Origin of the sequence: Amycolatopsis rifamycinica (assembly GCF_000695625.1) — a bacterium.
Lineage (GTDB): Bacteria > Actinomycetota > Actinomycetes > Mycobacteriales > Pseudonocardiaceae > Amycolatopsis > Amycolatopsis rifamycinica.
On record NZ_JMQI01000026.1, the window covers coordinates 57,722 to 75,286 of the forward strand.

General features: G+C 73.4%; 18 protein-coding genes. 5 read left to right on the forward strand and 13 right to left on the reverse strand.

The window, feature by feature from the left end; translation table 11 throughout:
• Nucleotide 1: 1 nt before the first annotated feature.
• The 3 genes from DV20_RS12330 to DV20_RS12340 all read right to left on the reverse strand — a co-directional run bounded on the left by DV20_RS12330 (nucleotide 2) and on the right by DV20_RS12340 (nucleotide 2,605).
• Nucleotides 2-781, reverse strand: a complete 780-nt coding sequence (locus tag DV20_RS12330) for an SDR family oxidoreductase (RefSeq protein ID WP_043779578.1) — start codon at nucleotides 779-781, stop codon at nucleotides 2-4.
• A gap of 27 nt (nucleotides 782-808) precedes the next feature.
• The gene (locus DV20_RS12335; RefSeq protein ID WP_043779581.1) at nucleotides 809-1,645 is read right to left on the reverse strand and encodes an SDR family NAD(P)-dependent oxidoreductase; all 837 of its coding nucleotides are present in this window, start codon (nucleotides 1,643-1,645) and stop codon (nucleotides 809-811) included.
• A gap of 126 nt (nucleotides 1,646-1,771) precedes the next feature.
• Nucleotides 1,772-2,605: a helix-turn-helix transcriptional regulator gene (locus tag DV20_RS12340; RefSeq protein ID WP_043779584.1), complete on the reverse strand. Its 834-nt coding sequence runs from the start codon at nucleotides 2,603-2,605 to the stop codon at nucleotides 1,772-1,774.
• An 83-nt stretch (nucleotides 2,606-2,688) separates the two neighbouring features.
• Between DV20_RS12340 and DV20_RS12345 the strand changes: the two genes are divergently transcribed.
• Nucleotides 2,689-3,507: a helix-turn-helix domain-containing protein gene (locus tag DV20_RS12345; protein WP_043779588.1), complete on the forward strand. Its 819-nt coding sequence runs from the start codon at nucleotides 2,689-2,691 to the stop codon at nucleotides 3,505-3,507.
• A gap of 9 nt (nucleotides 3,508-3,516) precedes the next feature.
• On the opposite strand, the gene DV20_RS12350 is transcribed toward DV20_RS12345, so the two are convergent.
• From DV20_RS12350 to DV20_RS46975, 4 genes are read right to left on the reverse strand one after another with little or no spacing between them, the layout of a single operon-like run.
• Nucleotides 3,517-3,840, reverse strand: a complete 324-nt coding sequence (locus tag DV20_RS12350; RefSeq protein WP_043779591.1) for a GNAT family N-acetyltransferase — start codon at nucleotides 3,838-3,840, stop codon at nucleotides 3,517-3,519.
• Nucleotides 3,841-3,869: 29 nt separating this feature from the next.
• Complete coding sequence (locus DV20_RS12355; RefSeq protein ID WP_043779593.1) at nucleotides 3,870-4,802, reverse strand: NADP-dependent oxidoreductase; 933 nt, start codon at nucleotides 4,800-4,802, stop codon at nucleotides 3,870-3,872.
• Nucleotides 4,799-5,749 carry an NADP-dependent oxidoreductase gene (locus DV20_RS12360; RefSeq protein ID WP_043779927.1) on the reverse strand — a complete coding sequence of 317 codons (951 nt, stop codon included), beginning with the start codon at nucleotides 5,747-5,749 and terminating at the stop codon, nucleotides 4,799-4,801. The genes DV20_RS12355 and DV20_RS12360 overlap by 4 nt, the downstream gene beginning before the upstream one ends.
• Nucleotides 5,750-5,754: 5 nt before the next feature.
• On the reverse strand, nucleotides 5,755-6,711 hold the full coding sequence (locus DV20_RS46975) for an NAD(P)H-dependent oxidoreductase (protein WP_084093445.1): 957 nt from the start codon (nucleotides 6,709-6,711) through the stop codon (nucleotides 5,755-5,757).
• 79 nt (nucleotides 6,712-6,790) lie between these two features.
• Between DV20_RS46975 and DV20_RS12370 the strand changes: the two genes are divergently transcribed.
• Nucleotides 6,791-7,252, forward strand: coding sequence for a MarR family winged helix-turn-helix transcriptional regulator (locus DV20_RS12370; RefSeq protein WP_043779595.1), 462 nt, complete (start codon nucleotides 6,791-6,793; stop codon nucleotides 7,250-7,252).
• On the opposite strand, the gene DV20_RS12375 is transcribed toward DV20_RS12370, so the two are convergent.
• Genes DV20_RS12375 through DV20_RS12385 form a run of 3 tightly spaced genes read right to left on the reverse strand, consistent with a single transcriptional unit; the run spans nucleotide 7,249 to nucleotide 10,874 of the window.
• Nucleotides 7,249-9,126, reverse strand: a complete 1,878-nt coding sequence (locus tag DV20_RS12375; protein ID WP_043779597.1) for an ABC transporter permease — start codon at nucleotides 9,124-9,126, stop codon at nucleotides 7,249-7,251. The two genes, DV20_RS12370 and DV20_RS12375, sit on opposite strands and share 4 nt — an antisense overlap.
• 3 nt (nucleotides 9,127-9,129) lie before the next feature.
• Complete coding sequence (locus DV20_RS12380; protein WP_043779599.1) at nucleotides 9,130-9,858, reverse strand: ABC transporter ATP-binding protein; 729 nt, start codon at nucleotides 9,856-9,858, stop codon at nucleotides 9,130-9,132.
• Nucleotides 9,859-9,917: 59 nt separating this feature from the next.
• Nucleotides 9,918-10,874 carry an MBL fold metallo-hydrolase gene (locus DV20_RS12385; RefSeq protein ID WP_043779600.1) on the reverse strand — a complete coding sequence of 319 codons (957 nt, stop codon included), beginning with the start codon at nucleotides 10,872-10,874 and terminating at the stop codon, nucleotides 9,918-9,920.
• A 91-nt stretch (nucleotides 10,875-10,965) separates the two neighbouring features.
• Between DV20_RS12385 and DV20_RS12390 the strand changes: the two genes are divergently transcribed.
• Nucleotides 10,966-11,838 (forward strand): AraC family transcriptional regulator, encoded by an 873-nt coding sequence (locus tag DV20_RS12390; protein WP_043779602.1) that lies wholly within the window; start codon nucleotides 10,966-10,968, stop codon nucleotides 11,836-11,838.
• 280 nt (nucleotides 11,839-12,118) lie between these two features.
• Here the strand turns inward: DV20_RS12390 and DV20_RS12395 are convergent, their stop codons facing one another.
• Together DV20_RS12395 and DV20_RS12400 are read right to left on the reverse strand one after the other, a co-directional pair.
• Nucleotides 12,119-12,424 carry a pyruvate formate-lyase-activating protein gene (locus DV20_RS12395; RefSeq protein ID WP_051735937.1) on the reverse strand — a complete coding sequence of 102 codons (306 nt, stop codon included), beginning with the start codon at nucleotides 12,422-12,424 and terminating at the stop codon, nucleotides 12,119-12,121.
• Between the two features lie 160 nt (nucleotides 12,425-12,584).
• The gene (locus DV20_RS12400; protein ID WP_043779605.1) at nucleotides 12,585-12,860 is read right to left on the reverse strand and encodes a universal stress protein; all 276 of its coding nucleotides are present in this window, start codon (nucleotides 12,858-12,860) and stop codon (nucleotides 12,585-12,587) included.
• A 230-nt stretch (nucleotides 12,861-13,090) separates the two neighbouring features.
• On the opposite strand from DV20_RS12400, the gene DV20_RS12405 reads away from it, so the two are divergent.
• Together DV20_RS12405 and DV20_RS12410 are read left to right on the forward strand one after the other, a co-directional pair.
• Nucleotides 13,091-14,347, forward strand: a complete 1,257-nt coding sequence (locus DV20_RS12405) for a sensor histidine kinase (RefSeq protein ID WP_043779606.1) — start codon at nucleotides 13,091-13,093, stop codon at nucleotides 14,345-14,347.
• On the forward strand, nucleotides 14,335-14,985 hold the full coding sequence (locus DV20_RS12410; RefSeq protein WP_043779609.1) for a response regulator transcription factor: 651 nt from the start codon (nucleotides 14,335-14,337) through the stop codon (nucleotides 14,983-14,985). The genes DV20_RS12405 and DV20_RS12410 overlap by 13 nt, the downstream gene beginning before the upstream one ends.
• Nucleotides 14,986-15,055: 70 nt before the next feature.
• On the opposite strand, the gene DV20_RS12415 is transcribed toward DV20_RS12410, so the two are convergent.
• Entirely contained in the window at nucleotides 15,056-17,563 is a 2,508-nt protein-coding gene (locus DV20_RS12415; RefSeq protein ID WP_043779611.1) for an ABC transporter permease, read from the reverse strand.
• Between the last annotated feature and the right edge of the window lie 2 nt (nucleotides 17,564-17,565).

Below are 17,565 nucleotides of genomic sequence, written 5' to 3' on the forward strand. Positions count from 1 at the left end.
CCTAGATGGCCTGGGCGGTCGGCAGGATGGTGATTTCGGTGAGGTTGACGTGCCGGGGCACGGCGGCCATGAAGGCGACCGTTTCGGCGATGTCGGCGGACTGCAGCACGTCGATCCGGTCGATGAGGTCGGCCATCAGCTTGGTGGCGTCCGGGTCGGTGACGTGGTCGGGCAGCTCGGTGTCGACCATGCCGGGTTCGATGGTCGCCACGCGGACGTTCTTGCGGCCGAGCTCGACGCGCAGCAGCCGGGTGAGCTGGCTGATGTAGGCCTTCGTGCCCGAGTAGACCGAGAACTTTTCCAGGATCCGGGTGGCGGCGATCGAGGAGGTGGTGATCAGGTCGGCGGGCTTGCCCGCTTCCGCGGCGGCGGTCAGGTGCGGCACGAACGCCCCGATGACGTTCATGACGCCGGTGACGTTGAGGTCGATCTGGCGCTGCCAGTCGTCCTGCCGCAGATCGGTGATCGGGCTGACGAGCTGGACGCCGGCGTTGTTGAACACGAGGTCGGCCGGCCCGAGCTGGTCGGCGACCTGCCGCGCGGCGGCCTGGACGGCTTCGCGGTCGGTGACGTCGACGGGCAGGGCGATGGCGGTGCCGCCGCCGGCCCGGACGGCTTCGGTCAGGGCGTCGAGCCGGTCCTTGCGGCGGGCCAGCACGGCGACCTTCGCGCCGAGTTCGGCGAGGCGGGTGGCGGTGGCGGCGCCGATACCGCTGGAGGCACCGGAGACGACGGCCACGCGGCCGGTCAGCGGGGTGCCGGTGAGCAGGGCAGCGGACATGGTCGTTTTCCTTTCACGAGAAGGGGATCAGGCGTCTTCGTGGGCCGTGGCGGCGGACTTGTCCCGCCACGGCGCCAGGTCGCTCTCGATCCGGGCCAGCTTGACCTGCAGCCGCTCGAGGGTGTCGGGGCCCAGGTACAGGTGGGTGGGCAGGGTCTCCCCCGTGGCGACCTCGTGGATCAGCGCGGCGCTCTTGACGGGGTCGCCGAGCTGGGTGTGGTTGGCGGTGCCGGCCCAGTCGAGGGTCACGTGCGCCGGGGTGCCGTCGTAGTCGGCGATGCGCTCGGCCGCCAGGGACAGCGAGCTGGTGTCGAGGAAGTCGGTGCGCAGCACGCCCGGCTCGACCACCATGGACTGGATGCCGAACGGCGCCAGCTCGGCCGAGAGCGCTTCGCTGATGCCGGCCACGGCGAACTTCGACGCGCTGTACATGCTCACGCCCGGTTCGCCCTCGAAGCCCGACCGGGATCCGATGTGGACGAGCTTGCCGGACCCCTGGCGCCGCATGACGGGCAGCACCGCGCGGGTCATGGTGATCAGGCCGAAGACGTTGAGGTCGAACAGCGACCGGGCCTCGGCGTCGGTGATTTCCTCCAACGCGCCGAGCAGGCCGCGGCCGGCGTTGTTGACCAGCACGTCGATGCCGTCGAACCGGTCCGTCGCGGCCTGGACCGCGGCCGGGATGGCCTCGGCATCGGTGACGTCGAGCTCGACGACCAGCGCGTTCGCCGCCGACTTCAGGTCTTCCGGGACGCGGCTGGGGTTGCGCACCGCGACGACGACGTCGTCGCCGCCGCGCAGTGCGGTGCGGGCGATCTCCGCGCCGAGGCCGCGGGATGCTCCGGTGATGAACCAGGTGGCCATGACGATCTTGTCCTTCCGGCTGTTCTCCGTGTGCGGCGAGGGGTTCTCGCTGCTGACAAAACCGAGTTTGTCCTGGCCGGAGTGCCGGAAGAAGGCCGCGGGTTTCCTGGGGACAGCGCACCCAGGCTAGTCGGACAAGGCCACCGCGGAGGTGAGGGCGCGCAGCCGTTCGAACGCGGCCGCGGTCGGGGACGCCGGCTCGGCTTGGTAGACGACGAGCTGCTGGTGGGCGGCGCCGCTGACGGTGAAGGTGGCGAACCCGATGTGCAGCTCACCCACCCGCGGGTGCCGCAGGAGCTTGCTCTCCTGCGTCTTGGGTTTCACGTCGTGCCGGCCCCACAACCGCGCGAACTCGGGACTGCGCGCCGAAAGTTCGGCGACGACCTGGGCGATGCGCGCGTTGTCGGGGTCGTGGCCGTACGCGGCACGGATTTCGGCCACGCAGGAGTGCGCCGCCCGTTCCCACTCCCGGTAGAACTCGCGCCCGGCGGGATCGAGAAAGACCATGCGCGCCAGGTTGTCCGCCGGGGTGAAGCTTTCGTGGAGCGCGTCGGCCATCGCGTTGGCGGCGAGGATGTCCAGCGCGGGCCCGACCACGAACGCGGGCGAGCCGGTCCAGCCGTCCATCAGCTGCCGCAGCCCGGCGCTGACCGGCAGACCGCCGGAGTGGCGCCACACTCGCGCCTCGGCGGGCCGGACCAGGAGCCACAGGTGCTCGGTCGCGGCCGCGTCGAGCCGCAGCGCCCGGGCCACCGCATCGACGACCGCGGCCGACGGGCTGGACTCGCGGCCCTGTTCCAGGCGCATGTAGTAGTCACTGCTCATCCCGGCGAGCATCGCGACCTCTTCGCGGCGCAGGCCCTTGACGCGGCGGCGGCCGTGCTCGGGCAGCCCGACGTCCGACGGCGTCAGCGCTTCGCGGCGGGCGCGCAGGAAGTCGCCCAGCGGGGTGCCGGTCATGGTCGTTCCTCCGCTCTCGTGGACGGGTGGCTGGGCATGACGCACCCAGGCTACGGGCCGTCGCGTTCCCTACTCTCGATCGCATGGACGGTGAGCGCAACACGGCGCTGGGGGAATTCCTGCGCACCCGTCGTGCGCTCCTGCGGCCCGAGCAGGTCGGGCTGAGCGACGGGGACCGCCGCCGCGTCCCCGGCCTGAGCCGGGACGAGGTCGCGCGACGGGCCGGGCTGAGCCCCGGGTACTACGCCCGGCTGGAACGCGGACACGGCCGCCCGACCCGCCGGACGGTGGCGAGCCTGAACCGGGCCCTGTGTCTGGACGAAACGGGCGCGCTCGAGCTGCACCGGCTCGCCCGCCCCACGGTGGACCGGCGGCCACGCGGGCACGCCGAGCGCGTCAGCCCGTCCGTGCTGGCGCTGCTCGACGACTGGACCGCGGCCCCGGCCTACATCCTGGGGTGGTCGGACGACATCCTGGCGCGCAACGCGCTCGCCGTCGCGCTCCACAGCGGTTTCGTCCACGACGACAACCTGCTCCGCATGGTGTTCCTCGACCCGGCCGGTCGCGAGTTCTTCCGCGACTGGCCGGCCGCGGCCCGCGCGGCCGTCCACGACCTGCGCCGGGCGGCCCGCCGCGCGCCCGACGACCGGCGGCTGCGGGAACTGATCGGCGAGCTGTCGATCACCAGCCCGGACTTCCGCCGGCTGTGGGCCGAAGGCGAACGCCGCGGGGTTCTCCCCTACGGCAGGCACTTCTGCCACCCCGACGTCGGTGAGCTGGAGCTGCGCACGGAGGTCCTGGCCATCGCGAGCGCCCCCGGCCAGCGGCTGGTCGCCCAGCCGGCGGAACCCCGGTCGCCCTCGGCCGAGGCCCTGACGTTGCTGAGCACGCTCGTCACCTGACCGGCCGGGTCAGCGCAGAACGGTCTGCAGCCAGCGCAGCGTCTCCGGCCCGGCGGGGTCGGCGATGTCGTCCTGGTCGGGGTGCTTGCGCAGGTAGGCGACGACGAGCGGGCAGACGGGAACCACCCGGGTGCCCGAGCCGCGGAGGTCGTCGAGGGCGCCGGCGATCAGGGTGCTGCTCAGGCCACGGCCGGAGAAGGCGTCGAAGATCTCGGTGTGGTACATGATCCGCCGGCCGTCGTGGTCGGCGTAGGCGGCGAACCCGGCGAGGTCACCGTCCACAGTGATCTTGTAGCGGCTCTCGGTGTCGTTGCGCCGCACGGTGGTGGTCATGGTCTCTCCGATCAGGACGGTGCGGGGTTTCAGAAGGTGATGACGACCTTGCCGCGGACGCGCCGCGCGGCGAAGTCCAGCAGCGCCTGCCGCACTTCGGGGAACGGGTACTCCGCCCCGATCCCGATGTGCAGCGCGCCCGTGGCGGCCTGCCCGGCGAGCTCGGCCAGCCGGCCGGCCGGGGTGGTCGTCCCGGTGTAGCGGGCGCGGACGTCCCGGTCGAACGCGGGCGGTCCGCCGAGCGGGGAGACGACCAGGCCGCCGGGCTTCGCGGCCGCCGCCGAGCCGGCCAGCGCGGGACCGGCCTGGGCCAGGTCGAGCACCACGTCGGCGCCTTCGGGAGCCCAGTTCCGCACCCGTTCGGCGACGTTCTCGGCGCGGTAGTCGATGACGCCGTCCGCCCCCAGCGTCCGGAGCTGGTCCTGGTCGCCGTCGCGGCCGGTGGCGAGCACGGTCGCGCCGGCGCGCTTGGCGAGCTGGACCGCGTAGCCGCCGAGGCCGCCGGTGGCGCCGACGATCAGCACGGTCGTGCCCGGGCCGGGTTCGGCCTCGTCCAGCAGGGCGGCCGCGGTGAGCGCCCCGGTCGGCAGCGCGGCGCCGTGGCGGGCGTCCAGCGCGGCCGGCCGCGGCGCGGCGGAGTCGTCCGCGCGCACCAGGGCGTATTCGGCGAAGGCGCCGGAGGGGACGCCGTTCCACGCGAGCACCGCGTCCCCGGCCCGGAAGCGGTCGGCGCCGGGGCCGACGGCCTCGACCACGCCGCTGACGTCGACACCGGGCACGAACGGGTGCGGCACCGGGAGCGCGTCCCGCATCGCGCCGGTGATCAGGGCGAGGTCGACGGGGTTGACGGCGGCGGCTTCGACGCGCACCAGGACCTGCCCCGCGCCGGGTTCGGGCCGCGGCACCTCGGCGATCTCCAGGTCTTCCAGCGGTCCGTAGGCACGGGCGAGCAGGGCCTTCATCGGTGGTCTCCTTCGAAGTCGGACAGGGGTTTCACGGCCAGGACGCGCTTGCCGCGGACGTGCCGGGTGGCCAGGTCCCGGTAGGCGTCGCGGACCCGCTCCAGGGGGTAGACCGCGGCGATGGGGACGGTGAGCTCGCCCTTCGCCACGAGGTCGGCCAGCACGGCCCAGATCGCCGGGTCGTCGGCCTGTTCCTGCGCGGCCGAGTGCACGCCGTGGCGCTGGACCGCGAGGCCGTCGGCAATGGTGTTGATCCGGTCCGGGCGGACGCCCAGGGCGAGGGCGACGTCCACGTTGCTCGCGCCGAAGGTGTCCACGTACGCGTCGATGCCGTCCGGCGCCGCGGACCGCAGCCGGTCGGCCAGCCCGGGACCGTAGGCCACGGGCCGGATGCCGAGGTCGCGCAGGAAATCGAAGTTGCCTTCGCTCGCGGTGCCGATCACCGTGGCCCCGCGCAGCCGGGCCAGCTGGGCGGCGAGCACGCCGACCCCGCCGGCCGCGGCCGAGACGACGACCGTCTCCCCCGGGCGCGGGCCGACGGCCTCGATCCCGGCCCACGCGGTGGCTCCGGCCCCGGCGATGCTCGCCGCTTCGGCCCAGCCGAGCCCGGCGGGTTTGGCGGTGAGCGCGCCGGGACCGACCACCACGAAGTCGGCCTGCGCCGCGCGCGGGGCGAAGCCGAGGACCTCGTCCCCGGGCGCGAACGCCGGCACGCCGTCGCCGGTCTCGGCGACCCGTCCGGCGAAGTCGTTGCCCTGCCCTTCGGGGAACCGCGCGGGCCAGATCTCGGCGAACACGCCCTCCCGGATGCCGATCTCGCCCGGGTTGAGGGCCGCGGCGACGACCTCGACGACCACTTGGCCGTGGCCGGCGCGGGGCCGGTCGACCTCCGCGATCTCCAAGACCTCGGGACCGCCGTAGCGGGAGAACCGCACTGCTCGGGGCACGGCGGTCACTTCAGCGCTCCGACCTGCTGCAGGACCGAGTACAGGTTGGCCACGCCCCAGTGCTCGGTGATCCTCCCGTCGACCACGCGCATCGCGTCCACGGTCTCGAACTCGACGTGTTCGCCGGTCGCGGCCAGGCCGAGGAACTCGCCCCGGTGCGTGCCCGAGTAGGTCTTGTAGGTCGTCACGACGTCGCCGTCGACGGTCTGCCAGTGGATCTTCGCCGAGAAGTCGGGGAACGCCGAGCGCAGCGCGTGGTAGAGGACGCGGACGCCGTCCTTGTCCGGGGTGGTGCCCGGCTGCGGGGTGTGGTCGACGAAGTCGTCGGCGAACAGCTCCTCGAAGAGGGCGAAGTCGCCGCCGGACTGCACGCGTTCGGTGTTGCGGCGCACGACCTCCTTGGCGTCGGTGCGCAGCGAGGCCAGCGCCCGGCTCCACGCGATCACCTGGTCCAGCAAGGCCTCGACCGCCGCGGTGTGCCGCTCGGCGGGGGTGAACGTGGCGAAGTCCGTGAAGTCGGTGAACAGCGAGAGCGCGACCTGGTTGCGGACGTCGGCGACCTGCAGCTCGCCCATGACCAGCCGGAGGTGTTCGACCGCGCGGGTGCCGCCCGCGCTGCCGTAGCTGACGAACCCGGCCGCCTTGTCGTTCCACTCGCCGTAGAGGAAGTCGATCGCGTTCTTCAGCGCGCCCGAAGTCGAGTGGTTGTACTCCGGCGTGACGAAGACGTAGCCGTCGAACGAGGCGATCTTCGCCGCCCACGCCTTCGTGTGCTCGTGCGCGTACTGCCCGAGCGACGGCGGCGCGGCCTCGTCCAGGTGCGGCAGCCGGTACTCGGCGATGTCGACCAGTTCGAAGTCCGCGTCACCGCGGGCCGCGGCGATCTCGTGGACCCAGCGCGCCACCGCTTCCCCGTTCCGGCCCGGGCGCGTGCTGCCCAGGATGATCGCGATGCGTGTCATGTCCCTCTTCCCGTTTGATGATGTGTCCACAAATTAGCCGGGCTTTGATGATGCGTCAACAAAGCGGTAGGGTGCCGGGATGGCTGACGTCCGATGGCTCGACGACCGCGAAGCCCGGCTCTGGCAGGCGTACCGGGGACTCACCCGCGAACTGCAGCGCGCCTTCGAGCAGCAACTGGAGCGCGACGCGGGTCTGTCCGGGGCGGAGTACGCCGTGCTGGCGCCGGTGTCGGAGGCCGAGGACGGGGTGATCCGCATGCGCGAGCTCGGCCGCCAGGTCGGCTGGGACCGCAGCCGGCTGTCCCACCAGGTCAAGCGGATGGAGAAGCGGGGCCTGGTGACGCGCGAGGACTGCGCCGAGGACGCGCGGGGCGCGATGGTGCGGGTCACCGCCGCCGGCCGCGCGGCGATCGAAGCGGCCGCACCAGAGCACGTCGCCGCCGTCCGCCGGCACTTCTTCGACCGGCTCTCCGAGCGTGACCAGGCCACGCTGACCCGGCTGTTCGAGCGCCTGCTCGACGGGCTCGGCGAAGACGGCTAGTCCCGCGCGGCGAGCAGCGTCACCGGGCTGGTCCGCGTCGCCGACCACGCCGCCGGCAGGCTGCTCACCCCGGTGAGCAGCACCGCGCCGGCGACCACGCCGAGGAGCAGGGGCCAGGACACGACCGCCGTCGCGGTGCCGGTCACCGCCGCCGTGGTGGCCAGCACCGCGAGCAGCGTTCCCGCCGCGGCCAGCAGCCCCAGCACCAGACCCGCCGCCGTGACCGCGGCCGACTCCAGCAGCGCGGCGCGGAGCACCTGACGCCGCGTCAGCCCGGTCACGCGCGCCGCGGCGAACTCCCGGCGGCGTTCCCCGGTGGCGATCACCACCGAGTTGACGACGCCGAGCGCGGCGAACAACCCGCCCAGTCCCATGACCACCAGCAGCACCCCGTCCGTGGTGCCGTTCTGCGCTGTCGCGTTCCGCGTCAGCCACTCGGCCACCGGCAGCACGCTGCCCAGCCGCGCGGCCACCTCCGCGCGATCGGCCGTGGGAGCGACGGTCACGAACGTCCATTCCGAAGCCCCGGTGATGAGGTCGGCGGGCAGCAGAGCCCGGGGCAGCAGCAGCGCCGGGCCTCCACCGGCGCCGGCCGGGACCTCGGCGACGACCGGAAGCCGACCCAGGTCGACGTCGCCGAAGCGGACGCCGACGGTGTCGCCGGCCGACACGTCGTCCCCGCCCGGCCCCGCCACGGCGACGGGTCCGCGCAAGGCCGCCAGCGAGCCGGTAGCGGGGTGGACCCGTTCGTAGGCCGTGGGATCCACGAGCAGCGCCGTCCGGGTCTCGGTGTAGGCGAGGTCGCCGGTGCCGACGGTGAGCACCACCGGCACTTCCGTCTCGGCCGAGGCCACCGCCACGCCGGGCACGCCGGCCGCGACGGGCCCCGCCACCACGAAGTCGGCCACGGTGTCCCGCGCGGCCTGGCGCTGTCCCGCGTCGGCGAAGGACGCCATCGCCGTCGCCTGCCCGAGCACCAGGCCGGTCAGCACGATCACGGGCGCGGCGATCGAGGTGCTGCGCCGGACGCCGTCCCGCAGGTTCGCCGCCGCCAGGCCGGCCAACACACCTCGCCGGGGCATTGCTCTCGCGAACGCGGGCACCAAGACCGGGCTGATCGCGGTGAACGCCAGCGACGCGCACACGCTCACCGAGATCGCCATGGCCTGGCCGCCGGCCGCGCCGCCCACCGGGGCCAGCACGACGAGCGCGACCGCGCCCGCGGCGGACACCGCGAACAGCCACCAGCGCGCGCGGGTCATCACCCGGGCCGCGGAACCGGTCTCGCGCAACGCTTCCAGCGGCCGGACGGCCGCCGCGCGCCGCGCCGCCACGAGCACCCCGGCGACCGCGAGCGCGACTCCGGAGCCGAGCGACACCACGAACACCCACGGCAGCACCGGGGCCGCGAAGCCCGCCGGGACGAACCCGAGGTCCCGCAGCATCCGCGTCTGCACGGCCAGGACACCCAGCCCGGCCGGGATCCCGGCCAGCCCGCCCACCGCGCCGAGGAGCACGGCCTCGCCGGTCAGCACCCGGCGCAGCTGCCGCCGCGAACCGCCGACGAGCCGCAGCAGAGCGAGGTCGCGGCGCCGCTGCGCGACCGTGAAGGCGAACGTCGAGGCGATGACGAACACCGCCAGGAACGCCCCGAACCCGAGCGTCACGCCCATGAGCGCCACGCCGGTCTCGCGGGCGGCCGCCAGCGTCGTCGCCTCCAGCGCAGAGGCGCCCGGCGCGGGCCGCAGCCCGGCGACGGCCAGCAGCACCAGCAGCGACGACTGCACGAGCGCGACCCCGAGGCACGTCGTCACCGCGGCACCGAGGAACAGCGGCCAGCGGTCACGAAACCCGGCCCAGCTCAACCGAAGCATCGCTCAGCCCTCCAGTGCCACGAGGTGCTCGGCGACCGTGGCGGCGCCGGCGCCCTCGAGCCGCCCGGCGAGGCGTCCGTCGCGCAGGAACACCACAGCGTCGGCCCGCGCGGCCGCGGCGGCATCGTGGGTGACCATCAGGATGCTCTGGCCGGCGGCGGTCATCGCGCGCATCAGCTCGAGCACCCGGTCGCCGGCGCGGGTGTCGAGCGCGCCGGTCGGTTCGTCGGCGAACAGGATCTCGGGCCGGGTGATCATCGCGCGGGCGATCGCCACCCGCTGCTGCTGCCCGCCGGACAGCTCGCGCGGCCGGTGCCGGGCCCGCTCGGCGAGCCCGACGGCGGCCAGGATGTCCGTGACTTCCGTGCTGGACGGCTCGCGGCCCGCCAGCCGCAGGGGCAGGGCCACGTTCTCGGCCGCGGTGAGCGACCCGATGAGGTTGAACGACTGGAACACGAACCCGATCCGGGTGCGCCGCAACGCCGTCAGCTCGTCGTCGCCGGCGGCCGCGATGTCGGTGTCACCCAACCGGATCCGGCCGCTGTCGGCCCGTTCCAACCCGGCCGCGAGGTGCAGCAGGGTCGACTTGCCGGACCCCGAGGGGCCCATCACGGCCGTCCAGCTGCCGCGGGGGAAGCCGATGGTCACGTCGTCGACCGCGCGGACCGCGGCCGGGCCGGTGCCGTAGGTGCGGCTGACCCCTTCGAGCGCGACAGCCGCGGTGGTGGGCATGGCCAGAGACGTCACGATGCGGGGTTCCTCTCGGTCGAGTTTGTTGATGTGTCCGCAAACTAGCCGCGACTTGTGGACACGTCAACAAAAGGTGACGCCGACGACGTGAACGGCGCCCAGCGGTGCACCTCGAAGGCGTTCCCCGCCCGCTTGATCTCGGCCGCGCCCGCGCCGGGGAAGTGGGCCGGGATCACCAGTGCGTTGGTGTCGGCGGCCTCGGCGAGTACGCGCATCCGCGACTTGGCCGCCTCCGCTTGGTTTTCACTGAGGCAGGTGTCACAGCCGGGGTAGGCGAACTGCGCGGGGGTGTGCACGACGTCGCCGACGAAGAACGCCCGGTCGGTGCCCGACTCCAGGCGCACGATGGCCGAGCCGGGGGTGTGGCCGGGGGCGAGTTCGAGGCTCAGGTGGCCGTCGATCCGGTGGGTCCGGCCCTCCCACAGCAGGGTCTGCCCGGCTTCGTGCACCGGGTCGATGCTGTCCTCGAACGTGTTCCCGTTCGCCAGCCGGGAGTTGATGCCATTGACCGACCCGTGCTTGGGGATGTCGTGGCGCGGGTTCCAGTACTCGAAGTCGGGGCGGGCGATGAGGTAGGTGGCGTTGGGGAACGTCGGCACCCACGCCCGGTCGACGAGCCGGGTGTTCCACCCGACGTGATCGGCGTGGATGTGCGTGTTGACCACGAGATCGACGTCTTCGGGGCGGACGCCGGCCGCGGCCAGGCGGCCGAGGAAGTCCTCGTCGCGGTGCCGCCACGGCGGCATGTACGGCCGTTCCTTGTGGTTGCCCACACCGGTGTCGACGAGGATGACCCTGCCCTCGCTGCGCAGCACCCAGGTCTGCACGGCCGCCAGGTAGTCGTCGGTGACGGGGTTCCAGAAGTGGGGCGTGAGCCGGTCGTCCGTGCGCCAGGGGTGCTGGTCCAGGTCGGGGAACAGCACGGGCATCGGAGCGATCGGGCCCTGCCACTCCACGACACGGGTGATCTCGACGTCGCCAAGGTTGATGGTGTCCATACCGCCACGCTAGGCCGGTACTGGAGCACGATCGATAGTTCAGAGTGCCGCTTCAATACGCGATCGTCTTCGACAGGCGTACATTGGCTGCGTGGATGTGCTCAGTGACGTGATCGGGGCGGTGCGCACCGGCCGCCCGTTCGCCAACCGGGAGGACCGCCGTGGCGGGTGGCGGACCGACTTCGCCGCCTTCGCCGGGATCGGCTTCCACCTCGTGCTCGAGGGCAGCTGCCGCATGGTGACTCCCGGCGCGGCACCGCTCGTCCTGCAGGCCGGCGACGTGGTGCTCACCCCGCGCGGAACCGCCCACGCCCTCACCGACACCGGGCTCGACGACGCCACGCAGCTGCTGTGCGGCGCCTACCAGCTCGACCGGAGCCGGCTGCACCCGCTGCTCACCGACCTGCCCGAGGTCATCCACCTGCGGGCGCGCGCGGGCGGTCACCCCACGGTGTCGGCGGTGGTCGGCCTGCTGGGCGGGGAGCTGACCGCGCCCGGTCTCGGCGCGGACGCGGCGATCCCGTCGCTGCTGGACCTGCTGCTGCTGTTCCTGCTGCGCGAGTGGCTGACCGAAGAGCCGGGCCGCGACGCGGCGGGGTGGTGCGCGGCCCTGACCGACCCGGCGATCGGGACGGCCCTGCGCTGCCTCCACGACGATCCGCTGCGGCCGTGGACGGTGGAGGAACTGGGCGCCCGGGCGGGGCTGTCCCGCGCGGCGTTCTCGCGCAAGTTCACCGCGCTGGTCGGGCAGCCACCGATGGCGTACCTGACGTACTGGCGCCTGACCCTCGGCGCGCGGCTGCTGCGCGAGACGGACCTGCCGCTCCCCTCGGTCGCGCAGCGCTGCGGTTACTCCTCACCGTTCGCCTTCGCCGCGGCCTTCAAGCGCGAGCACGGCGACTCGCCGGGCCGGTACCGCAGCCGCCACCAGGCCGACGACGACATCCAGAATTGGGTCGGTTGACGTGGCCGACACTCGACGTTTCCTTCGTTGAAGCTCTCACGTAAGCAGGGCCTCTCATCCGGCTCAACGAGACACTTGCTTCTCCGAAGGGCCACCTGCTGATAGGCGCCGACGGTGGGCACAACGTCGTCGATGACGGCGCGGCGGCCCTCGGCGTTCCCCTCGACTGGGACGTTCCACGTCACCGGCTCCTCCTTCGTCGTGGCGCACTTCCACTACACCGACGACCCCGGGCAGCCCATCGGCGTCCCTGAACGCACGAGCGCGCGGGTCCGCGAGATCAGGTTGTCGTCAGGTGGTGCCGGGCGAACTGGTCGCGGACCCGCTGCACGAGCTCCGGGCCGGGGGCCGGGACGTGGGCGAGCGGGAACGGCAGACCGAGCGCGGTGTACTTGGCCGCGCCGAGCTTGTGGAACGGCAGCACGTCCACCCGTTCCACGGAGGACAGCCCGCTGACGAAGGAGGCGATGCCTTCGACGTCGTCCGGGTCGTCGGTGAGGCCGGGCACGAGCACGAACCGGATCCACATCGGCTTGCCCAGCTCGGCCAGCCGGCGGGCGAAGGTCAGCGTCGGAGCGACGTCCACCCCGGTGAGCTATGTCGGCTCCTTCGTCGTCCGGATGCGCCGGCCGCGCACCCAGGCCGACATTAGGGCCCGCCGGCTGTCCCGGAACGCGGTCGTTCGTCCCCATCCCGGAGGACCAAGGTCAACCGCCGGGCACGTCCACGCGGGTGTCGTGGACCTGTCAGTCCGAAGTGGACAGCCGCGTGGCCGGGGACATCGTCCGGGCCTGCGAGGCCGCATCCAAGAGACCCCGCGGCAGTCCGAACAGGGGGCTTCGACCGGGTGTTCTCAGCGAGCCTCGCCAGACTCGGTGCTGGACCAGCGCCTGGCTGGTCGAGCCGAGCAGCATCCCGGCGAAGCCGCCGTGGCCGTGGCTGCCGGCCACGGTCAGCTGGGCGGTCCGGCGCCGCGCGGCCGCGGTGCTGCCGTGGCCATCGGCCCTGCACGACGCCGCCACTCCGGATCATCCACAACGGACGGTCCACACGAAGGGACCGTGCGCTGGACCTACGGCACGGGCGGCTCTTCCGGCGGCGACCTGTCGACCTCACTTCTCGTGCGAAACTCGCACTCGAAGGCGGCCGGGCTCCGTCGGGCGGAGGCCGAGGGAGGAGTTTCCTGGATCGTCCCCTCCCCCGACCGGCTAAACTGATCGTCGGCTGTCGTCGCACCGGGGGGAGGTGAACGATGCTGCGCGATACCGGCACCACGACCTGGCGTGACCACTTCAGAGAGCGGCTGCGTGCGGGCGTCACCGCGGTCGAGCACATCGTCGGCGGTCTCGGCACCTCGCTGCTGGCCTTCCTGACCCTGCTCTGGCTGGCCACGGTGGCGGCCGCGAGCGTGCTCGGCGTCGGCCTGCTGCTGGCGCCGGCCGTTTTCCGGGTGAGCCGCGCCGTGGCCAACCGGGAGCGGGCCCGGCTGAGCCGGTGGGGCCCGGCCGTGATCGGGCCGCCGCCACTGCCGGCGACCGTCCGGGAAGCGCTGCGGGACCTGGCGGTCCGGCGTGAGCTGGCCTGGCTGGCCGTCCACGGGACGCTGGGTCTCGTGCTCAGCGTCGCCGCGTTCACCCTGCCGCTGTACGCGGTTCAGAACGGCACGTTCCCCCTCTACTACTGGGCACTCGACCCGGACGTCGGCGGGCCGGGGCTCATCGGGTGGCGGATCGACGGGTTCGCCGACGCACTCGGGGTGGGGCTGACCGGCGTGGGACTCGCGGTCGCGATCCTCGGCCTGGGCCCCGGTATCGCCAAGCTGCAGGCCCTGCCCGGGCGCCGGCTGCTCGGCCCGGCCGGTGACGTCGACCTGTCGCTGCGCGTGGCCGAGCTGACCGCCACGCGCGCCGCGGCTCTCGACGCGCACGCCGCCGAGCTCCGACGCATCGAGCGGTCACTGCACGACGGCACCCAGAACCGGCTGGTGGCGGTCAACGTGCTGGTCGGGGCCGCGCGCCGGGCGGTCGACCGCAATCCGGCCGCGGTCGCCGGCATTCTCGAACGCGCTCAAGAGGCGAACGAGCAGGCTCTCGCCGAGTTGCGCGCGGTGGTCCGGGGCATCCTCCCGCCGGTGCTCGGCGACCGGGGCCTCGGCGCGGCCCTGGCCGGGCTCGCGGCTACCTGTTCGGTGCCGTGCGAGCTTGAGGTGGACGTACCCGGCCGGTGCGCGGTGTCCGTCGAGGCGACCGCGTACTTCGTGGTCGCCGAGGCGCTGACCAACGTCGTCAAGCACAGTGGCGCGAACTCGGCCGCGGTCACGGTGTGGCGCGAGGGCGATCGGCTGCACCTGCGGGTCACCGACGACGGTCACGGCGGCGCGGACGAGAACGGCGGGTCGGGGCTCCGCGGCATCCGCCGGCGCATCGAGGCTTACGATGGCCGCCTCGTGCTCAGCAGCCCGCCGGGTGGGCCGACGAGAATGGACGTGGAGCTGCCGTGCGGATCGTGATCGCCGAGGACGAATCCCTGCTGCGCGAGGGGCTTGCGCTGCTGCTGCGCGCCGAAGGCCTCGACGTGGTCGCCACGACCGACGGCGCCGGCACCTTCCTCGCCGCCGTCGACGAGCACCGGCCGGACGTCGCGATCGTCGATGTCCGCATGCCGCCGACCCACACCGACGAGGGGATCGCCGCCGCCGTGGAGGCGCGGCGCCGGCAGCCGGACCTGGCCGTGCTCGTGCTCTCCGCCTACGTCGAACAGGCCTTCGCCACCGACCTGCTGGCCCACGGTTCGGCTGGGCTCGGCTACCTGCTCAAGGAACGCGTCGGCCGGGTCGAGGAGTTCCTCACCGCGCTGCACCGGGTCGCCGACGGCGGCACGGCCGTCGACCCCGAGGTGATCGGCCAGCTGCTCGCCCGGTCCCGGCGGGACAGCACGCTCGCCCTGCTCAGCCGGCGTGAGCTCGAGGTGCTCGCCTTGATGGCCGAGGGTCTGGGCAACACGACCATCGCCGGGAAGCTGTTCATCACCGAGAGCGCCGTCCACAAGCACATCCGCGGGATCTTCGCCAAGCTCGGCCTCGCCCCGGAGGACCGGACCGACCGCCGGGTGGCCGCTGTGCTGCGGTACCTGGAAGCGTCGCGGTAGCCCGGACACACCACCGGCACCGAAGGGCGTTCCCGCATCGCGGAGACGCCCTTCGGTGCCGTTCAGCCGGTCATTCCTTGCCGCCGATGCCGGCGATCGGCGGGACGCGCAGCAGCCGGGCGATGGGCAGGACGGTGGTGAACAGGGCGAGCAGCGTCGTGCCGCCGATGATGGCCACCCAGCCCAGTGCGGGGACGTAAGGAACGTTCTGCCCGGTGAGCGTGCGCACCACCGAGACCAGGGTGAGCGCGGCGATGGCTCCGCCGATGAGCAGCGAGACGCCGAGCAGGCCGGTCTGCTCCGCGTGCACCATGCGCTTGACCTGCCGGCGGGTGACGCCGACCAGGCGCAGCAGCGCCAGCTCACGGCCCCGCGCGAGGGCGGCCATGACCATGGTGTTGGCGGCGGCGAGGGCGGCGTAGCCGACCATGATGCCGATCAGCAGCTTGTTCAGCCAGGCGCTCAGCGCCACGTCGTCGGCGAGCCGGCCGGCGAGGGCGGCGGTGCTCGTCACCGCGCTGCCGGGGTACCGGCCGGTGACGCCGGCCAGGGCGGCGGAGACGTCGGTGCCCGGTTCGCTGCGGACGAGGATCCGCTCGTAACCGGGGGCGGCCGTGTGACCGGTGACGACGTCCTTGGCGACGGTGACGTCGCCGAAGCCGATGCCGCGGGCGTAGGTCGCGACGATGCGCAGGGTGGCCGGTGTGCCGTCGCCGAGCCACACCTTGACCTGGTCGCCGACCTTCCAGTTGTTCGAATCGGCCTGCATGGTCGACACCGCCATGGCGGGCCCGCGCAGGTCTGCGAGGCGACCGCTGCGCACCTGGAGGTCCATGGTGCGCTCGGCACCGTCCGGATCGATCGCCTGCACGCCGGCGGCGTCCTCGCCCCGGTCGGGGATGATCGACGTGTTCCGGATTCCGGTGGCCGCCACCACGCCGGGGATCTTCCGGATTTCCGCGAGCGCGGTGTCCGGCAGGCCGGCGGCGGAGAGCACGGCGTTCTGGGCGAGCATCCCGTCGTGGCTCTGGGCGACGGTCTGCTGCTCCAGGTTGTCCTGGAGGAACCACAGGGAGCCGCCGAAGCCGACCGACAGCACCAGTGCGGTGAGGACGGTGACCATGCCCTGGGCGTTGGCGCGCAGGTTCGCCGCGGCGAGGTAGCCGCTGTCGCCCCACACCGCACGCAGCACCGGGCCGAGCAGCCGGGCGGCCGTCCGGTTGATCCACGGGGCGAGCAGGGCGACCGCGAGGACGAGCAGGCACAGCAGGCCCATCGCGGTGCCGAGGGCCGCGTTCCCCTTCAGCGCGGTGGTGAGCGTGGTCAGGAAAATGCCCCCGGCCAGCGCGGCGAACCCCGAGAACAGGCGGATCCTGCTGTTCCGCCCGGATTCCACGGCGATCTCGCCGAGCGCCTCCGTCGGGCGGATCAGCACCGTCCGGCGGGCGGCGATCAGGGCGGCCCCCACGGCCACCGCCACGGTCGTCACCACCACGGCGACCGCGGTCAGTACCCCGCCGGTGAGCGGGAAGGTGTCCGGCACGAATCCGCGGCCGACCAGTTCCCGGCGCAGCCACCGGGTGGCGAACCAGCCCGTGGGCACCCCGATGGCGGCCGACAGCAGGCTGATCAGCCCGACTTCGGTGAGGATCAGCCGGGCGATCTGGCCGGGGGTCGCGGCGACGGCGCGGAGCAGGGCGAGATCGCGCCGCCGGTGCCGGACCGCGAGGCCGATCGTCCCGGCCACGACGAACATCACCAGCAGCGCCACGTACCCGCCGAAGACGGCACCGAGCTGGACCAGCAGGGTGGCGGCCGCCTGGTCCGCGGACTGTTCCAGCAGCCCCCGGTCGGCACCGGCGTAGGCCTTGGCGCCGGCTTCGGCGGCCACCTTGCGCACCTCGGCGACCAGGCCGGCCCCGGCGGCGCCCGGTGCGGCGATGACACCGACCGCGTCGACCCGGCCCTGCCGCGGGTACACGGCCGCCGCGTGCTCGTCGGTGAAGAACACCGCGGGCGACGCGGCGGAGCCCGGTCCGGGACCGGCGTCGCGCACGAGCCCGCTGACCCGGTACACCCGGGCCGTGCCGCCCACCAGGACGGGGACCTCGCCGCCGGGCACCACCGAACCGGCCAGTCGTTCGTCCACCGCGACCTCGTCGTCGCCCTTCGGGGGCACGCCCGCGACCAGCCGGTAGGGGGTGAGAGCCGTGCTGCTCCACCCGTGTCCGGTCGCGGCGCCGTTGGGCAGGATCGCCGTCACCGACGTGTCCGCGACGGCGGTGGCCACGCCCGGTACCCGCCGGAGCCGGTCGGCCACCGCGGCCGGGACGGTGCCGCCCTCGGGCAGCTGCACGGCGACCTTCTCCTCGCCGTCCGGGGACGTGAGCGTGATGTCGCGGTAGGCGACGACCACATCCGCCGCGGCGTAGCGCCGCGGCGCGGTTTCGAAGCGCAGGCCCGATTCCACGAGCAGACCCATCGAAGTCAAGATCGCCACTCCGGCCGTCAAGGCGAGCAGGGTGGCGACGGCGCTGCCTTTGCGGTGGCGCAGCATTTTCGCGGCCAGCTTCAGCATCG

What these genes read in the sequence shown, in the direction of transcription:
- DV20_RS12330 (WP_043779578.1), bottom strand. Translation starts at nt 781, where the DNA reads ATGTCCGCTGCCCTGCTCACCGGCACCCCGCTGACCGGCCGCGTGGCC.
- DV20_RS12335 (WP_043779581.1), bottom strand. Translation starts at nt 1,645, where the DNA reads ATGGCCACCTGGTTCATCACCGGAGCATCCCGCGGCCTCGGCGCGGAG.
- DV20_RS12340 (WP_043779584.1), bottom strand. Translation starts at nt 2,605, where the DNA reads ATGACCGGCACCCCGCTGGGCGACTTCCTGCGCGCCCGCCGCGAAGCG.
- DV20_RS12345 (WP_043779588.1), top strand. Translation starts at nt 2,689, where the DNA reads ATGGACGGTGAGCGCAACACGGCGCTGGGGGAATTCCTGCGCACCCGT.
- DV20_RS12350 (WP_043779591.1), bottom strand. Translation starts at nt 3,840, where the DNA reads ATGACCACCACCGTGCGGCGCAACGACACCGAGAGCCGCTACAAGATC.
- DV20_RS12355 (WP_043779593.1), bottom strand. Translation starts at nt 4,802, where the DNA reads ATGAAGGCCCTGCTCGCCCGTGCCTACGGACCGCTGGAAGACCTGGAG.
- DV20_RS46975 (WP_084093445.1), bottom strand. Translation starts at nt 6,711, where the DNA reads ATGACACGCATCGCGATCATCCTGGGCAGCACGCGCCCGGGCCGGAAC.
- DV20_RS12370 (WP_043779595.1), top strand. Translation starts at nt 6,791, where the DNA reads ATGGCTGACGTCCGATGGCTCGACGACCGCGAAGCCCGGCTCTGGCAG.
- DV20_RS12375 (WP_043779597.1), bottom strand. Translation starts at nt 9,126, where the DNA reads ATGCTTCGGTTGAGCTGGGCCGGGTTTCGTGACCGCTGGCCGCTGTTC.
- DV20_RS12380 (WP_043779599.1), bottom strand. Translation starts at nt 9,858, where the DNA reads ATGCCCACCACCGCGGCTGTCGCGCTCGAAGGGGTCAGCCGCACCTAC.
- DV20_RS12385 (WP_043779600.1), bottom strand. Translation starts at nt 10,874, where the DNA reads ATGGACACCATCAACCTTGGCGACGTCGAGATCACCCGTGTCGTGGAG.
- DV20_RS12405 (WP_043779606.1), top strand. Translation starts at nt 13,091, where the DNA reads ATGCTGCGCGATACCGGCACCACGACCTGGCGTGACCACTTCAGAGAG.
- DV20_RS12415 (WP_043779611.1), bottom strand. Translation starts at nt 17,563, where the DNA reads ATGCTGAAGCTGGCCGCGAAAATGCTGCGCCACCGCAAAGGCAGCGCC.